The sequence below is a fragment of the Paraglaciecola polaris LMG 21857 genome, assembly GCF_000315055.1.
GTDB classification, from domain to species: Bacteria; Pseudomonadota; Gammaproteobacteria; order Enterobacterales; family Alteromonadaceae; genus Paraglaciecola; species Paraglaciecola polaris.
In genome coordinates, this window is the sequence record NZ_BAER01000017.1 from 315,644 (window position 1) to 338,212 (window position 22,569).

Annotated in this window: 15 protein-coding genes; 10 read left to right on the plus strand and 5 right to left on the minus strand. The window is 44.1% G+C overall.

Annotation, left to right across the window (positions count from 1 at the left end; all coding sequences use genetic code 11):
- Positions 1 to 32 precede the first annotated feature (32 nt).
- Positions 33 to 989, plus strand: coding sequence for an MBL fold metallo-hydrolase (locus tag GPLA_RS03380; RefSeq protein ID WP_007103419.1), 957 nt, complete (start codon positions 33 to 35; stop codon positions 987 to 989).
- A 561-nt stretch (positions 990 to 1,550) separates the two neighbouring features.
- Positions 1,551 to 2,390 (plus strand): Npun_F0296 family exosortase-dependent surface protein, encoded by an 840-nt coding sequence (locus tag GPLA_RS03385; protein WP_007103421.1) that lies wholly within the window; start codon positions 1,551 to 1,553, stop codon positions 2,388 to 2,390.
- A 107-nt stretch (positions 2,391 to 2,497) separates the two neighbouring features.
- Here GPLA_RS03385 and GPLA_RS03390 read toward each other — a convergent pair whose 3' ends face one another.
- Positions 2,498 to 3,895: a hypothetical protein gene (locus GPLA_RS03390; RefSeq protein ID WP_007103422.1), complete on the minus strand. Its 1,398-nt coding sequence runs from the start codon at positions 3,893 to 3,895 to the stop codon at positions 2,498 to 2,500.
- A 483-nt stretch (positions 3,896 to 4,378) separates the two neighbouring features.
- On the minus strand, positions 4,379 to 6,244 hold the full coding sequence (locus GPLA_RS03395) for a methyl-accepting chemotaxis protein (protein WP_161601744.1): 1,866 nt from the start codon (positions 6,242 to 6,244) through the stop codon (positions 4,379 to 4,381).
- A gap of 448 nt (positions 6,245 to 6,692) precedes the next feature.
- Between GPLA_RS03395 and GPLA_RS03400 the strand changes: the two genes are divergently transcribed.
- Entirely contained in the window at positions 6,693 to 8,615 is a 1,923-nt protein-coding gene (locus tag GPLA_RS03400; RefSeq protein WP_007103424.1) for an alkaline phosphatase D family protein, read from the plus strand.
- A 63-nt stretch (positions 8,616 to 8,678) separates the two neighbouring features.
- Here GPLA_RS03400 and GPLA_RS03405 read toward each other — a convergent pair whose 3' ends face one another.
- Both GPLA_RS03405 and GPLA_RS03410 read right to left on the minus strand, forming a co-directional pair.
- On the minus strand, positions 8,679 to 9,269 hold the full coding sequence (locus GPLA_RS03405) for a 2-hydroxychromene-2-carboxylate isomerase (RefSeq protein ID WP_007103425.1): 591 nt from the start codon (positions 9,267 to 9,269) through the stop codon (positions 8,679 to 8,681).
- Between the two features lie 40 nt (positions 9,270 to 9,309).
- Positions 9,310 to 10,038 carry an SDR family oxidoreductase gene (locus tag GPLA_RS03410; protein WP_007103426.1) on the minus strand — a complete coding sequence of 243 codons (729 nt, stop codon included), beginning with the start codon at positions 10,036 to 10,038 and terminating at the stop codon, positions 9,310 to 9,312.
- Positions 10,039 to 10,171: 133 nt separating this feature from the next.
- Between GPLA_RS03410 and GPLA_RS03415 the strand changes: the two genes are divergently transcribed.
- Complete coding sequence (locus GPLA_RS03415; RefSeq protein WP_007103427.1) at positions 10,172 to 11,068, plus strand: LysR family transcriptional regulator; 897 nt, start codon at positions 10,172 to 10,174, stop codon at positions 11,066 to 11,068.
- Between the two features lie 511 nt (positions 11,069 to 11,579).
- Positions 11,580 to 13,559, plus strand: coding sequence for a glycoside hydrolase family 127 protein (locus GPLA_RS03420; protein WP_007103429.1), 1,980 nt, complete (start codon positions 11,580 to 11,582; stop codon positions 13,557 to 13,559).
- 113 nt (positions 13,560 to 13,672) lie between these two features.
- Here the strand turns inward: GPLA_RS03420 and GPLA_RS03425 are convergent, their stop codons facing one another.
- Positions 13,673 to 14,422 (minus strand): GntR family transcriptional regulator, encoded by a 750-nt coding sequence (locus GPLA_RS03425; RefSeq protein ID WP_007103430.1) that lies wholly within the window; start codon positions 14,420 to 14,422, stop codon positions 13,673 to 13,675.
- 351 nt (positions 14,423 to 14,773) lie between these two features.
- On the opposite strand from GPLA_RS03425, the gene GPLA_RS03430 reads away from it, so the two are divergent.
- The 5 genes from GPLA_RS03430 (at position 14,774) to GPLA_RS03450 (ending at position 22,553) form a co-directional block, all read left to right on the plus strand.
- Complete coding sequence (locus GPLA_RS03430) at positions 14,774 to 16,849, plus strand: glycoside hydrolase family 31 protein (protein WP_007103431.1); 2,076 nt, start codon at positions 14,774 to 14,776, stop codon at positions 16,847 to 16,849.
- Between the two features lie 26 nt (positions 16,850 to 16,875).
- The gene (locus tag GPLA_RS03435; protein WP_007103432.1) at positions 16,876 to 17,427 is read left to right on the plus strand and encodes a TRAP transporter small permease; all 552 of its coding nucleotides are present in this window, start codon (positions 16,876 to 16,878) and stop codon (positions 17,425 to 17,427) included.
- A gap of 1 nt (position 17,428) precedes the next feature.
- On the plus strand, positions 17,429 to 18,715 hold the full coding sequence (locus GPLA_RS03440; RefSeq protein WP_007103433.1) for a TRAP transporter large permease: 1,287 nt from the start codon (positions 17,429 to 17,431) through the stop codon (positions 18,713 to 18,715).
- A gap of 1 nt (position 18,716) precedes the next feature.
- Positions 18,717 to 19,757, plus strand: coding sequence for a TRAP transporter substrate-binding protein (locus tag GPLA_RS03445; protein WP_007103434.1), 1,041 nt, complete (start codon positions 18,717 to 18,719; stop codon positions 19,755 to 19,757).
- Positions 19,758 to 20,156: 399 nt separating this feature from the next.
- Entirely contained in the window at positions 20,157 to 22,553 is a 2,397-nt protein-coding gene (locus tag GPLA_RS03450) for a TonB-dependent receptor (protein WP_040513827.1), read from the plus strand.
- Positions 22,554 to 22,569 lie beyond the last annotated feature (16 nt).

Below are 22,569 nucleotides of genomic sequence, written 5' to 3' on the forward strand. Positions count from 1 at the left end.
CGCGCATTCAGCCGATTTCCCAAGGATCCATCATGCCCACAACTCAATTAACGTCACCTTATTCAGCACTTAAAAACATCCGCTTCAAAGCCTTATTAACCCTGGCGCTAGGACTCACTGTTCAGCCCGTTTTTGCCCAAACGCAAAGCTGTCAGCAGCAAGACGTGACATTGCAAGTATTGGGCTCCGGCGGCCCCGAGTTAAACGACGGCCGAGCGTCTGCCAGTTATCTTATTTGGCATAAGAATAAAGCGCGAGTGCTAATCGATGCAGGTCCAGGAAGCAGTGTCAATTTCGGCGCCTCAGGCGCTAATTTCTCCGACATCAAAGCCCTACTGCTCACGCACCTGCATGTTGATCACAGTGCGGACTTACCTGCCTACGTAAAAGGCTCTTATTTTACTCAGCGAAGTGACAATCTCACTATTTTTGGCCCTGGGGGTAACGCGCTCATGCCAGCTACCAGCGAATACGTCACCAGCTTATTGGGCAATAAAGGCGCTTTCGCCTATTTGAGTGATTACGCTGATCCCACCAGCAATGCCGCTTATCATATTAAAGCGCAAAATATTCCTCTGACCCCAATTAAACTGCGCAGCCAAAAAATTGATGATGACCTGACAATTTCTTCTATTCCTGTGCATCACGGGCCAGTCGCCGCAATTGCTTGGCGAGTCGATATCGATGGATGCAGAATCACCTTCTCCGGTGATATGAGTAATCAGTACAACACCTTAGCCACCTTAGGTAAAAAAAGCGACATACTCGTAATGCATAACGCCGTACCACAAGGTGCAAAGGGAGCAGCAATAAACTTGCATATGCGCCCACTAGATATTGGTGTGATTGCCAAGCAAGCCAATGCCAAACGCGTGGTGCTATCCCATTTCATGAATCGCACACGTAATGATAGTGAGGCGACACTAGGGTTTATTCGTCAGCATTATTCTGGAGACGTTGAGTTGGCAACGGATATGGCAATCTTTTAGACCTGTCTACGTCAGTGGGCGCACTTATGCCTCGCGCCCACTGACGTAGGTGGAACTGATTGATTATGCACAGCGTTGAATTTATTTGGCCCAGTGGCAGTTGACTGACTGCCTTTTTGAAAAATTGCGTTGTCCGTAAGAGCGATATAATCAAAAACGACTGACTGAAAACTTCATTTACAGCCTGTTATCACGATAATTTTTACACATTTATTTTACGCTAGTGCCTAGCTATAAATGGCAACTACTTGATTATATTCAGGTTTCAAATTTTACCAACGTCAACCTTAATAAATTCCATTTAAAAGCGCTTACAGATCAACTGCTTGTTTTTTAAGCGGTAAAAATTACAACCGATTGATTATGCTTGAATTTGGTCTTTTCCTTGTTGCCATTACCTAAGCACAGGTTCGCGAAAACCTTTACACATGGCTGCAAATCTTCACGGTAAAAAACGATAAGCATATGATTTTTATAATGTTTAAAATGATGGATCAATCCATGCTAATGCGCTTTCCACAGTATCAACAACCTAACTGTCTTAGAAGGCAAATAAACCATATGTACGCGTTAATGAATAAATCGAAATCCGTTTCAATCGCAGCACTTTTAACGCTCGCGGCAGCTCAACAAGTAAGTGCGGCAACCATTACCTTTGGTGGCCAAGCGGCTACTGATGGCTCGAATAAAACCAGCAAGAATGTCAATGCTGATAATACTATTACGTCCATAAGTGATGGCTTTTTCATTTCTACTTTTGATACCGCAACCGCAATACCAGGCATCCCTGGTGGTGGCGATACACAATATAACGTGGCAGGTAAATCTGAGGGTTGCGCTCTTAACTCTCCGTTAGAAATTACACCAAGCGGTGCGAATGTGTTAAACGTTCGAAAAGGCTCTGACGGCAGTATCGCTGCTGCCCCTGCAGGCGATAGCACATGTTACGCTTATACCACACCAACAACAGTCGGTCAGCCAAGCTACGTGGACATCGACTACACAGACTTTTTAGCGAATATCGGCAACTTATCAGCGAACTTAGCCGGTTCTAGTATCAACTACTTGGGATTTTATTGGGGCTCAGTTGATGCTTACAACTCATTTGAGTTTTACTCTGATGACCAATTAGTAGCCAAGATTACTGGCCCAGAACTTTTGGCCCAATTAAATGGTAAGGCAGGTGATCAAGTAGCTGATTCTTCTAACGTCTATGTCAACATCGACTTTAGTTTTGATGAAGCATTTAACCGGTTCCGCGTGATTACCTCTGGTATCGCTGGAGAGTTTGACAACATCGTAGTCGGCTTGGATCAACGCCCTGTTTCAGCTCCAGCAAGCCTAGCATTTTTAGGATTGGGTTTGTTAGGTCTGGGTTTAGGCAGAAGATTTAAGAAATAAACGCTCCTTTAACTCGCAATGTAACGTTTAAAAGCCGGTTCGCCGGCTTTTTTGCTATTCAGTCACTCGAACGACATAACCCTATTTCGATTGTACATGGAGGGTACTTAAAATAGCGTAATTTCAGACGACTCAAGAACCAGGCCTGTGTCATAGTCGCTGAAATAAAGCTCTTGTATGTACCGTTCATTAGTCACTTCTAGCATATCCCCAAAACCAAAAATATCATCACCTAAGTAAATTTTAACGTCTTCAATAGATAAGCCTTGCTTCAACTTGCCTATTTGCCACGGAGAATCAAACTTTAGCTGCGTTTTAGAAAATGCAGAATCAAGTAAATACACTTTATTTAATTCCTGTCCTTTAATATCGAGCACGATATGATTGTCCATGATTAACATTGTACTGTCTTTGTCACTGCGCACTAATCCTAACGCTTGGGACTTCAATGTTTGAATATCCATTTTATCGCCTTTAAGTTCGATAAATTTGGAAAGCGTGTCAGTGGCGCTTTGGTTGGTTAAAATATTTAGTTTATCAACGGTAAAATTAGCGTTTGATAGGGCATAAAACGTCACACCATATTCCGGTAGCTCGTTTAGCACAACTCGTTTGGCTACACCTTGCAGCGTTATCAAAAGACCCCCTTGCTTGATGCGAACAAAATGTCGAGGATCTTGTTTAGTCTCTAATAATAATGCGATATCTGTCATTGGCATATTCAATTTAATATTGTCTAAAATTTGCCAATTTTGAAGCTCGAAACGTCGGTCAAACTCCATCATACTTAAGAGCTCGTTACTCAACCAAACATTCTGATTTGTAACGCTGATAAGCTTGTCATTATGAAAGGTTAGCCAGAAATCGCGACCGTAAGAAACAACTTTACGTTCGCCTCCTAGTTTAAATACCCCTGTAGGCGTGCCAAAGTGTTGCAACATTTGCTGATAAGTGCTGTTAAGCGGCAAACCGAAAGCTCCTTGCGTGAAGTTTACCGTTTGGGATGTTAACGCAGGCGCAGGATGCTGACTCTCAATGTCATAGGTAATAATATGTTTAGCATCAGCCAAAATATTGGATGAGAAGTTTATAGCTCGTTTCTTTAAGCCGTCTTCGTCAAACGGAGTGGCATTTTCAGATAACGGCGCACCAATATAACAATTATTCACCAATTGGGCTTTGAATGTTACCCGATTTCTAGTGATACGAGTTTCTGTAGTTTTATCATCTAAGTAAGTGGATTTTTCGGTTAGGATTGCTCCGTCGGCACCTTTTTCGCCTGCGAGCTGTAAAATATCTTCAATCACACTAAGTCGCGTTTTATCTAATGACTCTTCCCGAGTACTCCCGTGTGAAAAGCGCAATCTGCCGCTAACATTAATAGTATCGATAACGTCATAATCGCAATCAGGGTAAAATTGAAATAATTTGACCTCCGTAGAAAAAGCAACTTTTGGGAATATTAACAAGCTGATATGAAGTAAAAAAATAGTGCTTTTAATCATATAAATCCTTGTGATGACACGATGTAACGAGCTTACTGCTAATCTTTCTTTCGCTTATAATTCAACCTATAACAGGTAATTAGCAGCCCTTTATACTGTAACAGTGTCGGGTAATAAAACTCACAATGCAATTACTCATTATTTTCGGTTAATTGGAATTCACGATGCTGTTGCTTGATGTAAAGGTTACTTGAAGAGCATGCAGCGGTGCTTAGTATTGCAGGGTAGATCAACGAGCTACTGATAAAAAAGACCAAATATTTTAGAGCGCAACTTCATTAAAACAGAGTAAGAAAACAACCGTAATAATATTCGTCTCAAAATTAACTCGCGGCATAAGCGTAGGCAGCCAATCGGAAATCTGGCCTAGCAAAGCACTGAAGTAATGCATAGGTTACGCATGTTCACATATTTGAACATGCGACATAAGAATATCTGGTTCTATTAGGATGTTGAGCTATCAGGCTGCGCATCGTTAACAAATCAAACAATAAAGCGGCTGACTTCCTCATCTAATAATTTTGCCACTGAGTCCAACGTACAGGCACTCTTTTTTAACAGCGCCGCATTTTCGTTAGTGCTCAGGTAAGTTTGCTGAATATTAATGATATTTCTATTCACTTCATCTACGGTCGCTGACTGCTGCTCAGTCGCCGCTGCATTTTGCAAATTCATATCACTGAGCTGCGATGACTGACTGGTGATATTTTCTAATTGAGTGAGTACGCCTTTAAATCCAACAACAGTTTGGTTGGTTGATTCTTGACTATTTAGCATAGCTTGAACGGCTTGTTTACTGCGGCTTTGTAATTGCTCTATCATGCCCTTAATACGTGCTGTAGACTCCGCTGTTTTTTTCGCTAGAGAGCGGACTTCATCAGCAACAACGGCAAAACCACGCCCTTGTTCACCTGCGCGTGCGGCCTCAATAGCCGCGTTTAACGCTAATAAATTAGTTTGATCTGCCACGCCGTTTATTACATCTAATATACTGCCAATTTCATCACTGTCGTCGGCTACCAACTGAATAATATTTTTTGTTTGATCAATCTCACTGGAGAGCTTAGTTACCTTTTCACTCGCTTCATTGACGAGCAGCTCGCCGTTATTTGCAGCGTCATTCGCTTGTCTAGACTTATCAGCCGTACCCGCGCAGTTGGCAGCAACTTCTTGTACAGCGGCTTCCATTTCATTAATGGCAACCGCCACTTGTTCGGTCTGGCTTAAACCTGAGCGAACCTCTTGATCTACGGTGTTAGTGATAGTCGATATTTCTGAAACGATTTTGACAAGATCATGACTGGCATTGCGTACATTGCTGGTCAGTGATGCCACATGCGTTACCATTTCGTTGAAATCAGCCGCCAGTACACCTAACTCATCCTTGCTCAGTTGCTTTGCTCGAGCGGTAAGATTTGACTGTTGCTGCACTTCCATCATGGCTTGTGAGAGTGAATTGATTTGTTGGCCAATTTGACGCAGCAAAATAAAACTCAGACTCAAACTAATCATTAGCATCAGCGCAGACAGAGCGATAAGCCATTGTAAATTGCTAACCGCAGCCGCTTTAGCATCGTCAATAGACTGAACAAGCTGTTCGGCTAATAAATTTTCAAATGCTTTGAGTTGGTTAATTCGCCCCGTGGCCACCTTGAACCACTGTGTGGCTGCAATCCCGAAATTATCTTGCTGTTGTAATGCAATTTGTCGCATACGCTTAACGTCAGTGACATCTTGCCCGGTAACCACCTTATCTAGCGCTGCAGCTTGTGTGGGTGATGCAAAGTCTACGAATACGTTCATATAGGTGACTTGTTCAGATAATAAGGTAATGAATTTCTGGTAGTCCCCATTTGCAAATTTTCCTGCGGAGAAGGTATTACTTAACACCGCCCGTTCAATACCCGCTCGCTCTTTACTCTGCAAAAAGTTCAGATATGCAGAAACTTGATTGCTGATCCGAGGATCTTCAATGGTCGTTGAAATAATGCTGCTAATACCTAATAAAACGGCATTTGTTTCAGTGTAGTAACCAATGGCGTCGCCCACAGGAAGAGTTTGCTGGCGAATGTCGCGGCGCATATTACTAATTTTATCCATGCGTTGCCCAATAGATGACAGCACAGATGCGAGGCGTGGATCGTAATGATCGTGTTCAAGTTGAGCCACAAATTGCTGGTAATTCGCTAATCGATTATTCGTAGCAGCAAGTTGTGTATTTAGTTCATTTGAAAACTTCAGGCCTTTTGAGCCAAGGTAGCCTGCTGAAAACCCTCGCTCTTTCTGTAGTTCATGAACCAATTGACTGGCGGTGGTTGCCAAGCCTCCTAACTTTTGTGCCTGACTCATAGACGTAAGCACTTGATAATTCTTGAACACACTATTCAAAATAAAAATTAAGGCTAAAACGAGGGGTCCTAACGCTAAAAAAAGCAATTTATATCTAATCGATAAATCTCGTAAAAAAATCATCTACATCCCTTCAGGTAAAACCAAATCCAAATCTTGTATTGTTTAAAAACAACAACCCTAACCATGACACCTTTATCAAACAGACGGCCAAACAATACACGCTCAGTCCTTTAAAATCATCACCTTAGCGCTGCAAACTAGACTAATGTCTTAATAAAAAGACTCGCGCAAACAAAAAGGCCACAAAAAACACAAACAGAACATTAAATGAACATGCCCAGTTAACACTTCTCCATTAAAAGCCCATACATGCTGGATAACCCATTAATAACATTGTTAAAGTAGCTCTTTGAAAAAACAATCACACCTGAGGCAGGAAGACGGTTTGCAGCAAACAGATTTAGCGATTCTCGCGGGCCCTATATTAAAAAAGTTGAGCGTCAATCAAGTCACCTTATGGTTAGTGACATCTCACCCCGTTGATATCACCCTCAGACTGATGCCTGACGGCCAGACTGAGCAAACGTTTGCCCTTAGTCAGACTGCCGCAATTGACAAAACACGTCAGCATAGGAGCATCAACGCAGGAGAACATCTATACATTCATTTGATTGAACTGACACTAGCGGACCCCTTACCTGCAGACTGTTGGATTGGCTATCAATTAGATTTTTCGCCCGTTGACATTGATATTAGCCCAGCTCTGCTAACCGATTTAATCAGCGACATTTGCTATCCACTGCGCCCTACGCCTGGCTTTGTTATTCACTCTCGCTTGCATAAAATTTTACATGGCTCATGTCGAAAGCCCCACCATAAAAGTGCTGATGGGTTAGTGATTGCCGACAAACTGCTGAGTGAACTGCAAGACACGCCCCAGCAATGGCCTAGTCTATTAATGATGTCGGGGGATCAAATATACGCCGACGATGTCGCCGCTCCCATGTTAGCGGCCATCCATAGTGTCATTCCTAAGTTGGGTATAACCAATGAGACGTTTGCCCAATCAACCGTGGTTGATAGCCATGCATTGCACAGCGATCAAGCCTTGTATAATCAGCGGGTGCACATTTTACCCAGCGATACCAACAGCCAAGCGCTACGTATTCCGTTATTTAAATCGGCCGAAAAACCGGTATTTACCACAGTGCATGCCAATAATCATTTGGTTTCGTTCGCAGAAGTCATAACCATGTATTTACTCTGTTGGTCGCCAGAATGCTGGAACATGGCCAATACCAACATGCCCAAGTCGATCGACAAGAATAGCGTTACGGGTTATCAAGATGAATTGGCCGTGATCGAACAATTTGTGACGGGTCTGCCCCAAGTACGACGAGTAATGGCGCACCTTCCCTGCCCGATGATGTTTGATGATCATGACATAACCGACGACTGGAACCTCACCGCAGATTGGGAGCAAACAGCCCACTCAAATGACTTTTCCCGGCGCATTATAGGCAATGCACTCATGGCCTATTTACTTTGCCAAGGCTGGGGTAATGCGCCAGAAAATTTCAGTGATACATTGCTCAATAACGTGCAACTGAGCCTAAAAAACTTAGGCGGTGAGCAACACGATAGCACCATCAATGATTTATTAGATTTTGAGCAATGGCATTACCATTGGCCCACGTCTCCTAAGCTATTAGTACTCGATACACGCACCCAGCGCTGGTGGTCAGAATCTAATCCAAATAAGCCTTCTGGATTGATGGACTGGGAATCCCTAACGGAGTTACAACAGTTGCTTATCAACGAACCTGCCGTGGTGTTGGTGTCCCCAGCCCCTATATTCGGGGTAAAGTTAATTGAAGCAATACAAAGAGTTTTTACCCGATTAGGTAAACCCCTGATGGTTGACGCCGAAAATTGGATGGCTCATCCAGGTAGTGCCAATTATTTATTAAATCTATTTACCCATCGTAAAACACCGCAAAATTTTGTCATCTTATCCGGTGATGTGCATTACTCCTACGCCTATCACGTGAAATTGAAACGCCGGCGCAATAGTCCAGACATATGGCAAATAACCAGCAGTGGTCTGCGTAATACCTTTCCTGACGGTTTGCTCAATTGGCTAGACAGATTAAATCGCTGGTTATACGCCCCTTACTCACCACTGAATGCGTTTACCAAGCGACGCAACATGCGCGTAACACCGCTTAAGCCCTCCCATGCATCAGCCGGTGAGCGCTTGGTCAATGGTTCAGGCATAGGGTTAGTCGAATTAGACGAGCTTGGTAAACCAGTACTTATCAGCCAATTACTTGCAGATGAACAAATCAACTTCACCCCAGATGGCTAATCCCTAGCCCCTAGCCCCTAGCCCCTAGCCACAAAATGCTAACGGGGGAACCTACAGAAGATCTTACCGCATTAACTCCTGTTCGATAAAATCGAGACGATCTTGACCAAAATACATCTGCTTACCAATAAACATGGTGGGTGCTCCGAAAACGCCTTTTTCTATTGCGCGGCCAGTATTTTCTTTTAGTAGATCTTTAATTGTCTCTTGGCTCGTTAAGCTGAGCAATTTGTGGCCATCAATGCCTGCCCCTGTAAGCTCTGCCAGAAGTACAGTTTCGTCTGCCAAATTTAAACCTTTGACCCACATGCCGTTGAATATCACAGTGAGGTAAGGTTCAAAAATGTCCATTACTTTGGCTGCGTAACATCCACGCATTAAGGTCAGTGTATTAATCGGGAAATGGGGGTTCATGTTAAATTCACAGCCATAGCGCTGGATAAAACGAGGTAAATCATGCTCTGCCATATATTTACCTTTGGCCGGTATTAATGCAGGGGACATATTTTTGCTGGCTTGATGCACAGCGCCCAGCAGCATGGGCTCATATACTAATTCGGCCGCATATTTTTCAGCCAACTTTCTAAGCTGTCCGTCCGCTAAAAATGCAGTGGGACTGCCTACATCAAAAAAGAATTCTATTTTTTTACTCACGTTACTCACCTTTATATTTAATTGTTAAACGACGTGTTAATTACCACTTCTCAACCCATGGGCGAATATCTAATTCAAAGGTCCAAGCACTTCTTGGTTGCTCGTATAACATGACATAGTTTTGCGCCAACTCATTAGGCTTCACTATGCCCTCTTGAGCATTTAACGATTCGAAATCTGGATGATTTTCACGGATCCATTGTGTGTCTACCGCCCCATCAATAATGACATGAGCGACGTGTATATTCTTTGGTCCCAGTTCTCTGGCCATACTCTGGGCGAGGGATCTTAGGCCGTGTTTAGCACTGGCAAACGCCGCAAACATGGCTCCTCCTCGCACGCTGGCAGTCGCACCAGTAAATAGGATCGTTCCGCGTTTACGTTCGAGCATTTTGCGCGCGGCCTCACGGCCCACCAGAAATCCCGAAAAACAGGCCATTTCCCAGATTTTAAAGAATTTTTTGGCACTTGTTTCCACAATGCCCATGGGAACATTCGCGCCAATATTGAATACGACGACCTCAATTGTGCCAATCTCTCGTTCTATCTTGTCGAACAACGCAATGACTTGCTCTTCATTACGCGCATCTAAAGGAAAACCGTGCGCATCAAACCCATCACTGCGCAGAGTTTCAGCATAGCTTTGCACTGCATCAGCACTGCGCCGCGCAAGACATACAGTCAACCCCTTCTTAGCAAACTCGGTGGCAATGGCACTGCCAATCGCATCCCCAGCGCCAACAACTAACACGACTTTGTTATTTTGCATCTCGTTATCTCCTTTACCTAGCCGACAAACATGGACTTAATGAACCAAACATAAATTAAACTATTCATTCATGCGCTAAAAGCTGTTAAAACTTACCTATAAATAAGTTTTTCTTACCTTAAGGTGACGTAAAGTGAATCCTCCTCCTATTCAGTGGCTTGCTGTATTTGCAGCCGCTGCCAAATACAGCAGCTTTAGAAAGGCGGCGGACACATTACATGTTTCACCACCTGCGGTAAGTCAGCAGATTAAGGCCTTAGAGGAATATTTAGGCAGCAAGTTGTTTAGGCGCAACGGCCCTCGGTTGACTCTCACCTCAGCCGGCGAGTTTTACTATCAGGTTGCCGCTAACATCATGAGTCTGCATCACAGCGGCTTCACTGAATTTGATCAACGATTCAATAAACGTTCTTTGCGTTTAAGCACACCACTGTTTATCGCTCAAGAACTACTTATTCCCCACTACATGGCATATAAGGAACTTCAATCTAAAGCAGAGCTGCGGATCACCACTGGCAGTGAATACATTGATTTTGATACTGGGCAAGCTGATGCGGCCATACGTTTTGGCCATGGAGGCTGGCCTAATTTAGTCAGTCGTTTACTCTGTAAAGTGCACATTAGCCCCGTGGTATCACCGCTTTATCAGGCAAAATGTATGCGCCAACCGCAAAGCGATTTAGCTAGCTTAGTGAACAATCACATTCTGATCACCACAGATGAAAATCTACAGGATTGGTATTCGTTATTTCCTGATATTCACCCTAAAGATGTCATCGTCTGCGATTCCTATTTTTCAGCAATCAAATCAGCGGAAAAGGGTTTGGGAATTGTGCTGGGCTTGTTTCCAGCCATCAATAACTGGGTTAATGAGGGACGACTCACCCAGCTAAGTAACGGGTATTTTGACACGCAATCTGCCTATTGGTTAGTGAGCCCTAAACAACAAGAAGATAATCCGTTAATAGCCTCATGTTTCACCTGGGCTAAAACACTATTTGATGGCTTACCGGCTTTACACAACGAGTGATGATGCAAACCCAAGGCGACTAATGGTTCAGGGTTCAGCGGTTACTCACGGCACCAGAGGGGCGTAATGGACAACATAATAGGCCTCAACAATGTTGTGGTTTCATTGCTTAGTCACTGCTGCTCAGCCGATTTTTGTGCAATAAATTATCTAGCGGGGACAATAACTTGCAAATCGACTCATTTATATTGATGGGCCTTTAAAAAATATTATTTGTTTGCGCTAAAAATAAAATCATTTTTATTCATATAGTTATGAATGCCTTGAAATGTCCCGCCTATCAAAATTTAAGGATTAAGCAGAAATTAAATGAAAATGTAGACAGGAATGTTTGAAAACATAAACGTCATATGTTTATATAAATAGCATATTTATTTAACAAATAAGTCATCAATTCATAGGTACTGACGCGTCATCGGTCAGCAGAGTAAGTCAATCTTCACTGCCTGTTAATTCAATGCTTATTAATTCGATGGCGTATTTAGTCAATAACGTACCTAGGAAATAATCAATGAACAGTTTACATACCCACAAACGGGCAATAAATGCGAACAGCAAAAGCCCTCACGTAAAATTTAGAAGCATTGACGTCGGTGACTGCGTTTGGACCAAAGGCTTCTGGGCCGATAAATTTAAACAGGCCGAAGGGATTATGGTGCCAAATATGGGGGCGATCCTCAAAGGTGATGTAGGCCATGCTTACAATAACTTTAAGGTTGCTGCCGGTCTTCAATCAGGCGAAGCCAAGGGTATGCTCTGGCACGATGGTGATTTTTATAAATGGATGGAAGCCTCTATCTATGTATACGGCATTAATAAAGATGCAAAAATTTTGCTCGAAATGGACGAGATCATTGACGTTATTCGTAAAGCGATGTGCGAAGACGGCTATATGCACACCCACAACCAAATCCTAGACAAGCCTCGCTGGGAAACAGTTTGCGATCATGAGTTATACAACGGCGGCCACTTAATCACAGGGGGGGTTATTCATCACCGCATTACTGGGCAAACCAATTGGTTAGACTTAGCGATTAAACACGCCGATTACCTTTACGCTGTATTTAAACCACGGGAAGAACAGCTTGCACGTTTTGGTTTTAATCCTTCACAGATCATGGCGTTAGTTGAGCTTTACCGTGAAACCAATAACAAAAAATATTTAGAGCTTGCGGATATTTTTGTCACTATGCGCGGCTCGGTGTCTATGGAATTACATGACAGCGTTCCTTATTGGTTTACGGGCGATCAGTGCCAGATGAAAACACCTTTGCGGCAAGAAACGGAAGCCGTAGGCCATGCTGTTACTGGTATGTATTTGTATTCAGGAGCCGCAGACGTATATGCAGAAACCGGTGAAACCGAACTGCTTGATGCGTTGAAACGTATTTGGTCAAGTGCCACTGAACGTAAGATGTACGTGACAGGTGCGTTAGGTCAGTGTCACCACGGAGCCTATGATGATCAGAATATGATCCATGAAGGTTTCATCGATGATTACCTTATGCCCAATTCAACGGCCTACAATGAAACCTGCGCGAATATCTCTAATGCAATGTTCAATTGGCGTTTACTGGGTATCACAGGAGAAGCCAAACACGCGGATGTCATTGAACTCGTTTTACATAACAGCGCCATGGTAGGGATAAGCACCGAAGGGGACAAATATTTCTACGCTAATCCTCTCAGAATGAATTTTGGTCAACGTGAATATTCCGATCACTGCGATTGCACTGAATCTCCGGATCGTGAAGCGTACATCGAGTGTTTCTGTTGCCCACCAAACTTAGTACGCACCATCGCTCAAGTATCAGCCTGGGCTTATAGCCTGACGGATGTAGGGCTGGCGGTAAACCTATTTGGTAGCAATGCGTTAAACACCAAGTTACTGGATGGCTCAACGCTTCGCCTTAGCCAACAAACTGACTTTCCATGGGACGGCAAGGTTGCGTTAAAAATTGAGGAATGTAAGAGCGCGCTTTTTGACATACAAATACGTATTCCAAGCTGGGCCAAAGGTGCCACTTTGAGTGTCAATGGTGAAACCATTCCTGTCGTAGAAGCGGGGCAATACACCAAAATTGAGCGACAGTGGCAAGCTGGTGACAATATTACGTTAAACATGCCCATGGACATTCAGTTCGTTGAAGGCCACCCACGTATTGAAGAAATTCGTAATCAAGTCGCGGTTAAACGTGGCCCTTTGGTTTATTGTATCGAGACTCCTGATATACCAGAAAGTAGCAGTATTTTAGACATGTATATCGGCTCAGACTCGGCATTGACAGCGCACTACCGAGACGATTTTTTAGGTGGCATGACAACGATTTCTGCGGATTTATTGGTGCGAAAAGACAGTACCAGTGAAATGTATAATCAGGTCAAAAAGCCCCAGTGGGATGCAATTCGTACCGAATTTGTGCCCTATTATGCATGGAGCAACCGAGGTACTGCAGAAATGACGGTATTCTTACCTATCGTCTGGAAGTAACACTCAATACATAACGAATTTATTTTTGGCAGGTCGCGGTAACCGATACCGTCCTGCCTTAGCGTTTACGTATTATCTTCGCTGTTTAACCGAGCAACACGCAGCCCCTGAGACTAATTCAATTCCACCAAATAATGATATTTGTCACTGCGACAACGACTGATGCGATATTCCATCGGCTTGTCGTTCAACGACTGCGCAATGCGCGTGACTTCTAACAACGGCTCACCCAATTTAATATTTAAGGTATCCGCATCACTTTGCGTTGCCAGATCCGCTTTTATGCTATCGCGGATAGTATGTACCGTCAGATTGAAGTTCGTTTGATAAAAATGGTACAGAGTGTGTGGTACATCTTTTTCGTCTAACAAGGCTTTAAACCACTTATGTGGCAGATAAATGGTTTCGGCAATGCAAAATTCGTTGTCCAATATGCGCCTTCTGATTAACACGATCACTTTATCTTTAGGATTCAGTGATAACGCCGCAGCCACTTTCTTATTTGCCGTTTGGGTTGAAATAGACAGCAACTCAGCTTTGGGCAACTCTGGGCTTTTGCCGTCCGCGATTAAAGGGTAAAAACGATAAAGACCATGATGTCCGGTGTGCTCGGAAACGAAGGTACCAATGCCTTGGCGGCGCGTCAGAATTTTTGCACTGGTTAAGCTATTCAGTGCTTTACGCACCGTCCCCTGACTGACGCCAAACTCACTGGCGAGCTGAAACTCGTTGGGTAGCATTTCACCGGGTTTCCAGCGCTGCTCAACAATAAGCTGAGTAACTTGCTCTTCCACCTGTTTATACAAGGGTTGGAAAGCTAAGCCTGGGCGACTAAGTTTATTGTCAAAGCGATTCTCGTTCATATACAGCAAATTTATTAAAACATTATATAAGAGTAATATTAACTACCTGTCTTATACAAGATAATATCGATTGGTTTACATTAAACTTTGCACTGAATTAATTTACTGCAGATCCTCAACCTCAATACCTCCCTAGATTTAAGGCACTTTTAAGCGTCTTTTCAAGTACTTAAAAAACACATCGCCTCTTCTAAAAATCGCTACCGCAACTAATAGACAACAATGATTGACAAGAATTTAACACTACTATAACTTATATCTTATATAAGATTGGATTAGGTTAACGCGTTGCACTGCATCATCCTTCGCGCTTAACCTATGTTATGTCATTATCACCAGTGAGAAAAATTCATGTCTGCATTTGATGTTACCGCTCCTAATTGGAATCAAATAAAACAAGCCAATGTTACTGGCGCAGCCAGTCTAGCAAGCGATGGTGGTGTAATATTACCCACGTCACAGGGTGATTTACACATCACATTTCATACCTTTGGTGTGCGCCTGCGGATCGGTATCAGTGGGCAAGCCGATTATGGTCTATTGGTGACCACCCCCGATATCATCAGCCCTGACATAGTCAACAGTGAACAGCAATGCACACTTATCGCTGGTGACAGTAAATTAGTAATTAACCACACCCCATTCACGTTTGAACTTTTTCAAGGTAATAAAAGTGTGCAACAAACGGCGAATGACGGCCACTTTGTACGCCGTTACCGTCTGCCGCCATTAGCGAAAGTAGATGAAGGCTGGTTAATCAGTTTAGAACTTGGCACCGAAGAAGCGGTTTATGGCCTAGGCGAAAAGTGGGCCAGTTTAAACAAACGCGGACAATTAGTACGCTCTTATAATCACGATGCCCTAGGCGTTAACGCTGAAATTTCTTATAAAAACACGCCATTTTGCTGGAGTCCAAGCGGGTGGGGAGTATTTGTGCATACACCATCACCCGTGACCCACGCTGTAGGTTATGCAACTTGGTCACAGCGCTCCTACGGTGTGTTAGTAGAAGATGAAGCTTTAGACATTTTCCTCATGCATGGTGATGACGGTCAGGCCATCATTAATACCTACACAGATTTAACCGGTAAAGCACCTACCCCACCGGTTTGGAGCCTAGGCGTTATCTTATCGAAAGCCTATTACAAAGACGTGCCGGAATTGCTGGCTACAGCAAAAGACGTGCGGGCGCATAAAATGCCCTGTGACGTTATCACTCTTGATGGTCGTGCTTGGCAAGATACCGATACCCGCTTCGCGTTCGAATGGGATCCTAAACGCTTTGACGATCCAGCGGCGGTCATCAATCAACTAAAAGCTGACAATTTCAAAGTGTGCATTTGGGAATATCCCTTGGTGTCGGTACAACATCCTTTGTTTGCTGAAATGGCCAAAAAAGGCTGGTTGTTGAAAGACAAACGCACAGGCGAAGCCTATCAATATCAATGGGATATGAGTGCATTCGCAGAAGTACTTACTCCTTTGCCTGAGTCTGGCATTGTCGATTTCACTCATCCAGACGCCTATCAATTTTGGTTAGAGTCGCACAAGCCATTATTTGATTTAGGTGTGGACATGATCAAAGCAGACTTTGGTGAGCAAGTCGAAGATGACAACATGTTGGCATATAGCGGCGACTCAGGTAATCGCCTGCACAATGTGTACAGTTTTTTATATAACAAATGTGTGTATGAAGCGGCCGAAAAGTATTCCAAAAATGGCCCATTTTTGTTTAGCCGGTCTGCGTGGACGGGTTCACAACGTTTCCCAAGCCAATGGGGCGGTGACCCGCAAGCAGATTGGGGCGGCCTAGGCGCGAGTATTCGTGGCGCCTTATCATGGGGCATGTCAGGAGCACCATTTTTTGCCACTGATGTAGGCGGTTTCTACAAAGACACTCGAGACCAAGAGCTTTTTATTCGCTGGTCACAAGCGGCAGTATTCAGTGCCCATATGCGTTTGCATGGCATAGGTCAGCGCGAACCATGGAGCTACGGCGTTGAGGCAGAAGAAGCGGTAAACCAGGCCCTTGTGCTGAGATACCGTTTACTGCCTTACATCTATAGTGCTATGCAGCAAGCTACTCAAACAGGCGTGCCATTGATGCGCGCCATGGCCCTGGCCTTTCCAAAAGACCGTCTAGCGGCTGCATTCGAGCTGCAGTTTATGTTCGGTGACGATATGTTAGTGGTGCCATGCTTGAAGCCCGGCGGTGAAGTGGACTTTTATTTGCCCGAAGGCGAATGGGAACGCTTCCCAAGCGGGCAAACCTACCAAGGTGGGAAAACTTATGCCTTAACCCTGGGGTTACAGGAAATGGCGGTATTTGTACCAAAAGGTAAACGCATCCCCTTAGGTCCTGACGTTGAACACACAGACGCGTTGGCGGATCAGCAACCGCAAATTAGTCATTATTGGCCTAAATAGCACCCTACTCTGCCGGAGAACACCTCATGCAAAATGCTGTCAGTCGCGGGTTACTAGCGCTTAATCGCCCGTTAGGTAAGGTCAATTATACCATCAGCTCCCTAGGTAAAAATATCGCGGGGGTGTTACTTAGCGCTATGCTGCTGATGATATTAGCCCAAGTGTTCTATCGCTACGTATTGAATGACTCATTAGCTTGGACCGAAGAGCTCGCCAAGTACCTTATGGTGTGGGTTGCATGCTTAGTCGCACCATGGGCATATAGAGAAAATTTGAATGTTTCTATTGAGATGTTCGCCGATGCCCTGCCGAGCGGACTGCGCCGAGTAACCGAAGTCATCATTACCTTATTGGTTATCATGATAAGTGGAATGTTTTTTAAGCAGAGTGTGGCGTTTTGGCAAGGCGGCATGGAAATCTATGCCTCATCAATGCCGATCAAACTAGCGTATTTCTACGCTTGTGCACCACTGATGTTTGCCGCGTTATTTTTAGTTGGTATTGAAAACTTAATTAAACAACTCTTTGCCCGAGATTATCTCACCGAGCAAACTATTCCCCCAATGGAAGTCGAATAATATGTCTATCAGTTATTTTTGGGTTTTCATTTTATTGTTAACCGCCGGTACACCTGTGGTATTTGCTTTGTTAATTGGACCGGGCGTGAGTTTGATGCTAGATGGTAATCAAGTGTTTTTCTCAGCGCTGTTAACCCGATTATATTCGGGGATGAATTCATTTCCATTGATGGCCGTGCCCTTTTTCATCTTAGCCGGTGAGCTGATGAATCAAGGTGGTATTACGCAATCAATCGTGCGCTTTAGCCAAACCTTAATTGGTCACTATCGTGGCGGCTTAGCACAAGTGAATATTTTATCCTCGGTATTATTTGCGGGGCTTTCAGGCTCAGCGGTAGCTGACACATCGGCTTTGGGGAAAATGCTTATTCCCGCCATGGAAGAAAACGGTTACAGCCGGCGCTTTGCCGCTGCGGTGACAGCAGCATCGTCAGTCATCGGACCGATTATTCCCCCATCGGGGATCATGATCCTGTACGCCTTTATAATGAATGTATCAGTAGCAGGCATGTTTTTGGCCGGCATTACCCCAGGTTTATTGATTTGTGCAGGCTTAATGATTGTCACCAGCCGCATTTCCAAAAAACGTAATTATCCGGTAGCCAATAAAAAAGCCACTTGGTATGAACGTGGTAGTGCCTTTAAAAAATCATTTTTACCCTTGTTAACACCGGTTATATTGTTAGGCGGTATTGTATTGGGGGTATTTACACCGACAGAAGCAGCCGCTGCCGCTGCGGGTTATGCACTGATCATTACCTTGTTTGTTACCAACACCCTCAAATTCGATAAGCTACCGCACATATTAGTGAATGCGGCAGTTCAGTCAGGCACGATATTACTATTGGTCGGCTCGGCAGTCACCTTCGCCTGGATCATAACGGTATCGGGTATGGCAGATATGCTGGCTGCAAATATCGTGGGTATTACCGACAACGTGTTATTACTGTTGCTTATCATCAACCTGTTCTTATTTGCCATCGGTATGTTCCTCGATGCAGGTCCTGCGATATTGATCCTAGGCCCAGTATTGGCTCCAATATTTATATCCTTGGGGATAGACCCACTGCATTTTGCGGTGATCATGTGCGTTAACTTAACGGTTGGCCTCGCGACCCCTCCCATGGGCTTGGTGCTTTTTGTAGCTGCATCAGTGTCAGGGGAAAAAACCGAGAATATCGCCTATGAGATGCTGCCCTTTTTAGCAGTAGAAGCCTTGGTAATATTCATCATTACTTATTTTCCTGCGGTCACTATGACCTTGCCTCGTCTATTTGGGTTTGCCTGATATGAATACAAAACGCATCGTACTTCTTGCTGTTTATGCCTGTATTGCAGTTGCCAGTGTTGTGGGTATGGTTAACTCAAATTCTGATCGCGCCGAATTCATCATTAAAGCGTCCATACAGGCGTCGACCCAAGATGAAGACTATGTGGGCTTGCTCGCATTTAAAGAATATGTTGAACAGGCCAGCAAGGGCCGAGTTCAGGTACAACTGTATTCATCAGGGCAGTTTTGTGGCGGGGTACCTGAGTGTATCGGTAACCTGCAAAAGGGTGTATTGGAAATGTTTCCTACCACAGCTGGCGGGACGGGGAATTTCTTCGCGCCTGCTCAAGTGCTTGATTTACCTTATGTATTCGATAATGACAAACAAGCTCAATGTGTTCTCGATGGACCGATCTTAGGTAAAATGCGTGAAACGGTATTGGCGCAAAATCTACAAATTCGCTTAATGGGTGTGACCAACACTGGTGGCTGGCGTAATTTCGCCACGACCCGTAAACCGATACATCATCCCCGGGATTTAGTCGGGCAAAAAATTCGCACCACCCCAGCCAAAATACAACAAGAACTGGTTCGTCAACTTGGAGCAAACCCTACCCCAGTGTCATGGGCTGAACTGTATACCGCCTTAGCTACGGGCGTGGTCGAGGGCAGTAAAAACGGGATTCAAGATATTATCGGCGCTAAATTAGAAGAGCACTTAAAATACATAGTGCTCGACGGTCATTCATATATGGCTGCTTTATGGTGGTTTTCTGAGCCCGTATGGCAGTCATTGCCAGCTGATATTCAAGAAATCATTGAACAAGGTTTTGTCCTCCAGCAAAAAGCGGCAAATGATCTGGTCTTTAACCAAGAAGCCAATTCGTACACCTTATTCGAAAAAGCCGGTGGTACCGTTTATCGCCCCACTGCGGATGAAAAGCAGGCATTTAAAGATGCGTCAAAAGATATGCGTCAATGGTTTGAAGATAATTATGGCAATGACTGGCTACAATTATTAGAAAGTTCAGTGGCTCAATGTTCGCGTCAATCCGGTTAACTCTGTTAGCAACTTGTATCAATTCTATTTATAACCGTTATAAGCAGACCTAACATTCGTTTATAGGTCTGCTGCAAGGTGCCTTGTATATAAGGCCTAGCAAGCTTACTCCGATATTCCTGACCTACCAGAACTCGAAAAACTGTTTTAACAAAAAGATTGCAATTAGTTAACTTTATGGTTAAATTTTGTCTATCTTTTGTCTTATATAAGACATCTAATGTATGACACAAGATGCCCTATAAGTCATCGTAATGACTGTTTCGCTCAAATCAGTGGAACTGCATATTAAATGAAGAATGGTAAGCCGAGATAATAAACACACTGCTCAATTGCTGTCTGGACACACGGCAACTGAATACTGGACTTACCCCTAAAACAGAGATCGTGGAGAACACCATGTTACTAAAACCTAGCACACTACATACTGGCATTACGCGCGCACTAGCCATCGGTGCATGTATGACCATCGGCTTCGCCGCTAGCGCGCAAGAAGCCGCGCCTGTTGAAGATAAAGGCTTAATGGAGAAGATCACTGTTACGTCGCAAAAACGCGTAGAAAACCTCAACGAAGTTCCCGTTGCCGTATCTGTGTTACGTGAAGACCAAATTAATTCTGCGTTCTCTGCGAACATTGAAGGCCTACAAGCATTGGTGCCTTCCGTTAGCTTCCGTAAAGGTAACACCAACCGTAACTCCGCGATTACCGTGCGTGGTATCGGTACTATATCATTCAGTGTGGCGGCAGAGCCAAGCGTATCTACCGTGGTTGATGGCGTAGTGTTAGGCCGTTCAGGACAAGCATTCGTTGATTTATACGACTTAGAGCGTATCGAAGTATTACGTGGTCCTCAAGGTACGTTATTTGGCAAAAATGCATCTGCTGGTGTGGTAAACATTACCACCAAACGCCCTTCTGATGAATTTGGCGGTACGGCTGAAGTCACCTTGTTTCAGGGCAATGAATACCGTTTAAAAACCAGTGTCACCGGTGCCCTAAACGATAATGTAAACGGTAGCTTGACCGTATTGAAATCTCAGTACGACGGCTACATCGACAATGTCTATAACAATGAAACAACCAACGGATACGACAAAGAAGGTATTCGCGGTATGTTAGACATTGATGCCGGTAACGATACCGACATTTTGTTCATTTTTGAAAACGTTAAGTCTAATGATAACTGTTGTGCAGATTTAGAACTTGCGCCAAGCAACCGTTATCTTTCCTCTGACGCTGCACCAAACAGCACAGGCAACGGCGACCTAGATTTAGAACAACGTAAAATTGACCATGATTTTGAAACACGCACCATAGATGAAACCACAGGTTTCTCAGTGCAAGTAGACAAAATGATCGGCGATCACGAATTCACCTCAATCACAGCGTACCGTAGCTGGGACAACACAGAGTTCCGCGAAGGTGATTTCACCTCAACAACGGGTTCAATTCCGTTACCGGTTGATTTCGGTAGCGTTCCGGATGGTGGCGTAGGATTTCAACTGCACGATACGGGTGTACAAAACTGGAAACAAACCTCTCAAGAGTTCCGCATTGCCTCTCCTGTAGGCGGTGATTTTGACTACCAATTAGGTGCATTCTGGTGGACACAAAAATCAGAGCGTAACTTTACCCGTGATGCCAGCTGTCAAAATAACGGTGGTCAATTCCCAGCAGCAATTGGTACGTACTTAACAGAGAGCCTTGGCATAGCAGATCCATCTGAAGCGCAGGTTAATCAGTTTATCGCCGATGAGAACTTAAGCTGTAATGCTAACGACATCGTTGGCGCCACTGCGTTCATGCGTACACAATTTGATAACTGGGCATTATTCGCTGACGGTAAATACCACATCAATGATGACTTACGTTTACTGTTCGGTATTCGCTACACTGACGATGAAGTGAGCTACTCACATGACCGTAGTAGTAATGACGAATACAAACGCACAGGTGTTGGCGTACGTAGCTTTGAGACCAATTATCAAGGTGAAACCGATGAAACCAATGTGTCTGGTAAAATTGGTGCCCAGTATGACTTAACTGACAGCAGCATGGCCTACTTCACCTTCTCACAAGGTTACAAAGGCCCAGCATTTAACGTGTTCTACAACATGGCTGATGCTGATTCTTTACCCATCGATAAAGAAACCTCTGATGCGTACGAGTTAGGCTATAAATACGCAAGCAATGACTTGATATTCAACGCGGCAATCTTCAGAACCAACATTGATGGTTTCCAAGCGAATAACTCTGAATTATTGGATGGCGTAACCATTACCCGTTTAACTAACGCCGGCTCAGTTACCACACAAGGTATTGAGTTTGACGTGATGTGGCAGGCAACTGATAACTTCACCCTAACCGGTGGTTTATCTAGAGTTGACGCTGAAGTCGATGAGTTCAAATGCCCAGTGACTGATGCTAATTGTACTGGTCGTTCTGGTGCAGATTTGCCTTTCTCGCCGGATCTAAAATACTCAGTCACTGGCGAATACTTATGGGAGCTGGATAACATGAACGTTATCTTAAATAGCTCATATGTATACACTGACGAAATGTACGCTGGCGCACCGGGTGGCACTGCGACTGCTATAGACTTACTACCAGACTACGGCATTTTGAACGCAAGCTTGGCATTCTCGTTTGACGACGATGCTTATCGTATAAGCTTGATTGGTAAGAACCTTACCGATAAGAGCTTTGTTACCACTTACAGTGGCGATAACTTCCGTTATCAAATCCCACGTGATGCAGACCGTTACTTCGGTGTGCAATTACGCGCACACTTCTAACTATCCCTTAGTATTT

Bases quoted from the DNA above. Each gene is read 5' to 3' on its own strand.
- GPLA_RS03450 (WP_040513827.1), top strand. From the start codon at position 20,157: ATGTTACTAAAACCTAGCACACTACATACTGGCATTACGCGCGCACTA.
- GPLA_RS03410 (WP_007103426.1), bottom strand. From the start codon at position 10,038: ATGCAAAATAACAAAGTCGTGTTAGTTGTTGGCGCTGGGGATGCGATT.
- GPLA_RS03390 (WP_007103422.1), bottom strand. From the start codon at position 3,895: ATGATTAAAAGCACTATTTTTTTACTTCATATCAGCTTGTTAATATTC.
- GPLA_RS03440 (WP_007103433.1), top strand. From the start codon at position 17,429: ATGTCTATCAGTTATTTTTGGGTTTTCATTTTATTGTTAACCGCCGGT.
- GPLA_RS03445 (WP_007103434.1), top strand. From the start codon at position 18,717: ATGAATACAAAACGCATCGTACTTCTTGCTGTTTATGCCTGTATTGCA.
- GPLA_RS03425 (WP_007103430.1), bottom strand. From the start codon at position 14,422: ATGAACGAGAATCGCTTTGACAATAAACTTAGTCGCCCAGGCTTAGCT.
- GPLA_RS03420 (WP_007103429.1), top strand. From the start codon at position 11,580: ATGAACAGTTTACATACCCACAAACGGGCAATAAATGCGAACAGCAAA.
- GPLA_RS03385 (WP_007103421.1), top strand. From the start codon at position 1,551: ATGTACGCGTTAATGAATAAATCGAAATCCGTTTCAATCGCAGCACTT.
- GPLA_RS03395 (WP_161601744.1), bottom strand. From the start codon at position 6,244: ATGAGTCAGGCACAAAAGTTAGGAGGCTTGGCAACCACCGCCAGTCAA.
- GPLA_RS03380 (WP_007103419.1), top strand. From the start codon at position 33: ATGCCCACAACTCAATTAACGTCACCTTATTCAGCACTTAAAAACATC.
- GPLA_RS03435 (WP_007103432.1), top strand. From the start codon at position 16,876: ATGCAAAATGCTGTCAGTCGCGGGTTACTAGCGCTTAATCGCCCGTTA.
- GPLA_RS03430 (WP_007103431.1), top strand. From the start codon at position 14,774: ATGTCTGCATTTGATGTTACCGCTCCTAATTGGAATCAAATAAAACAA.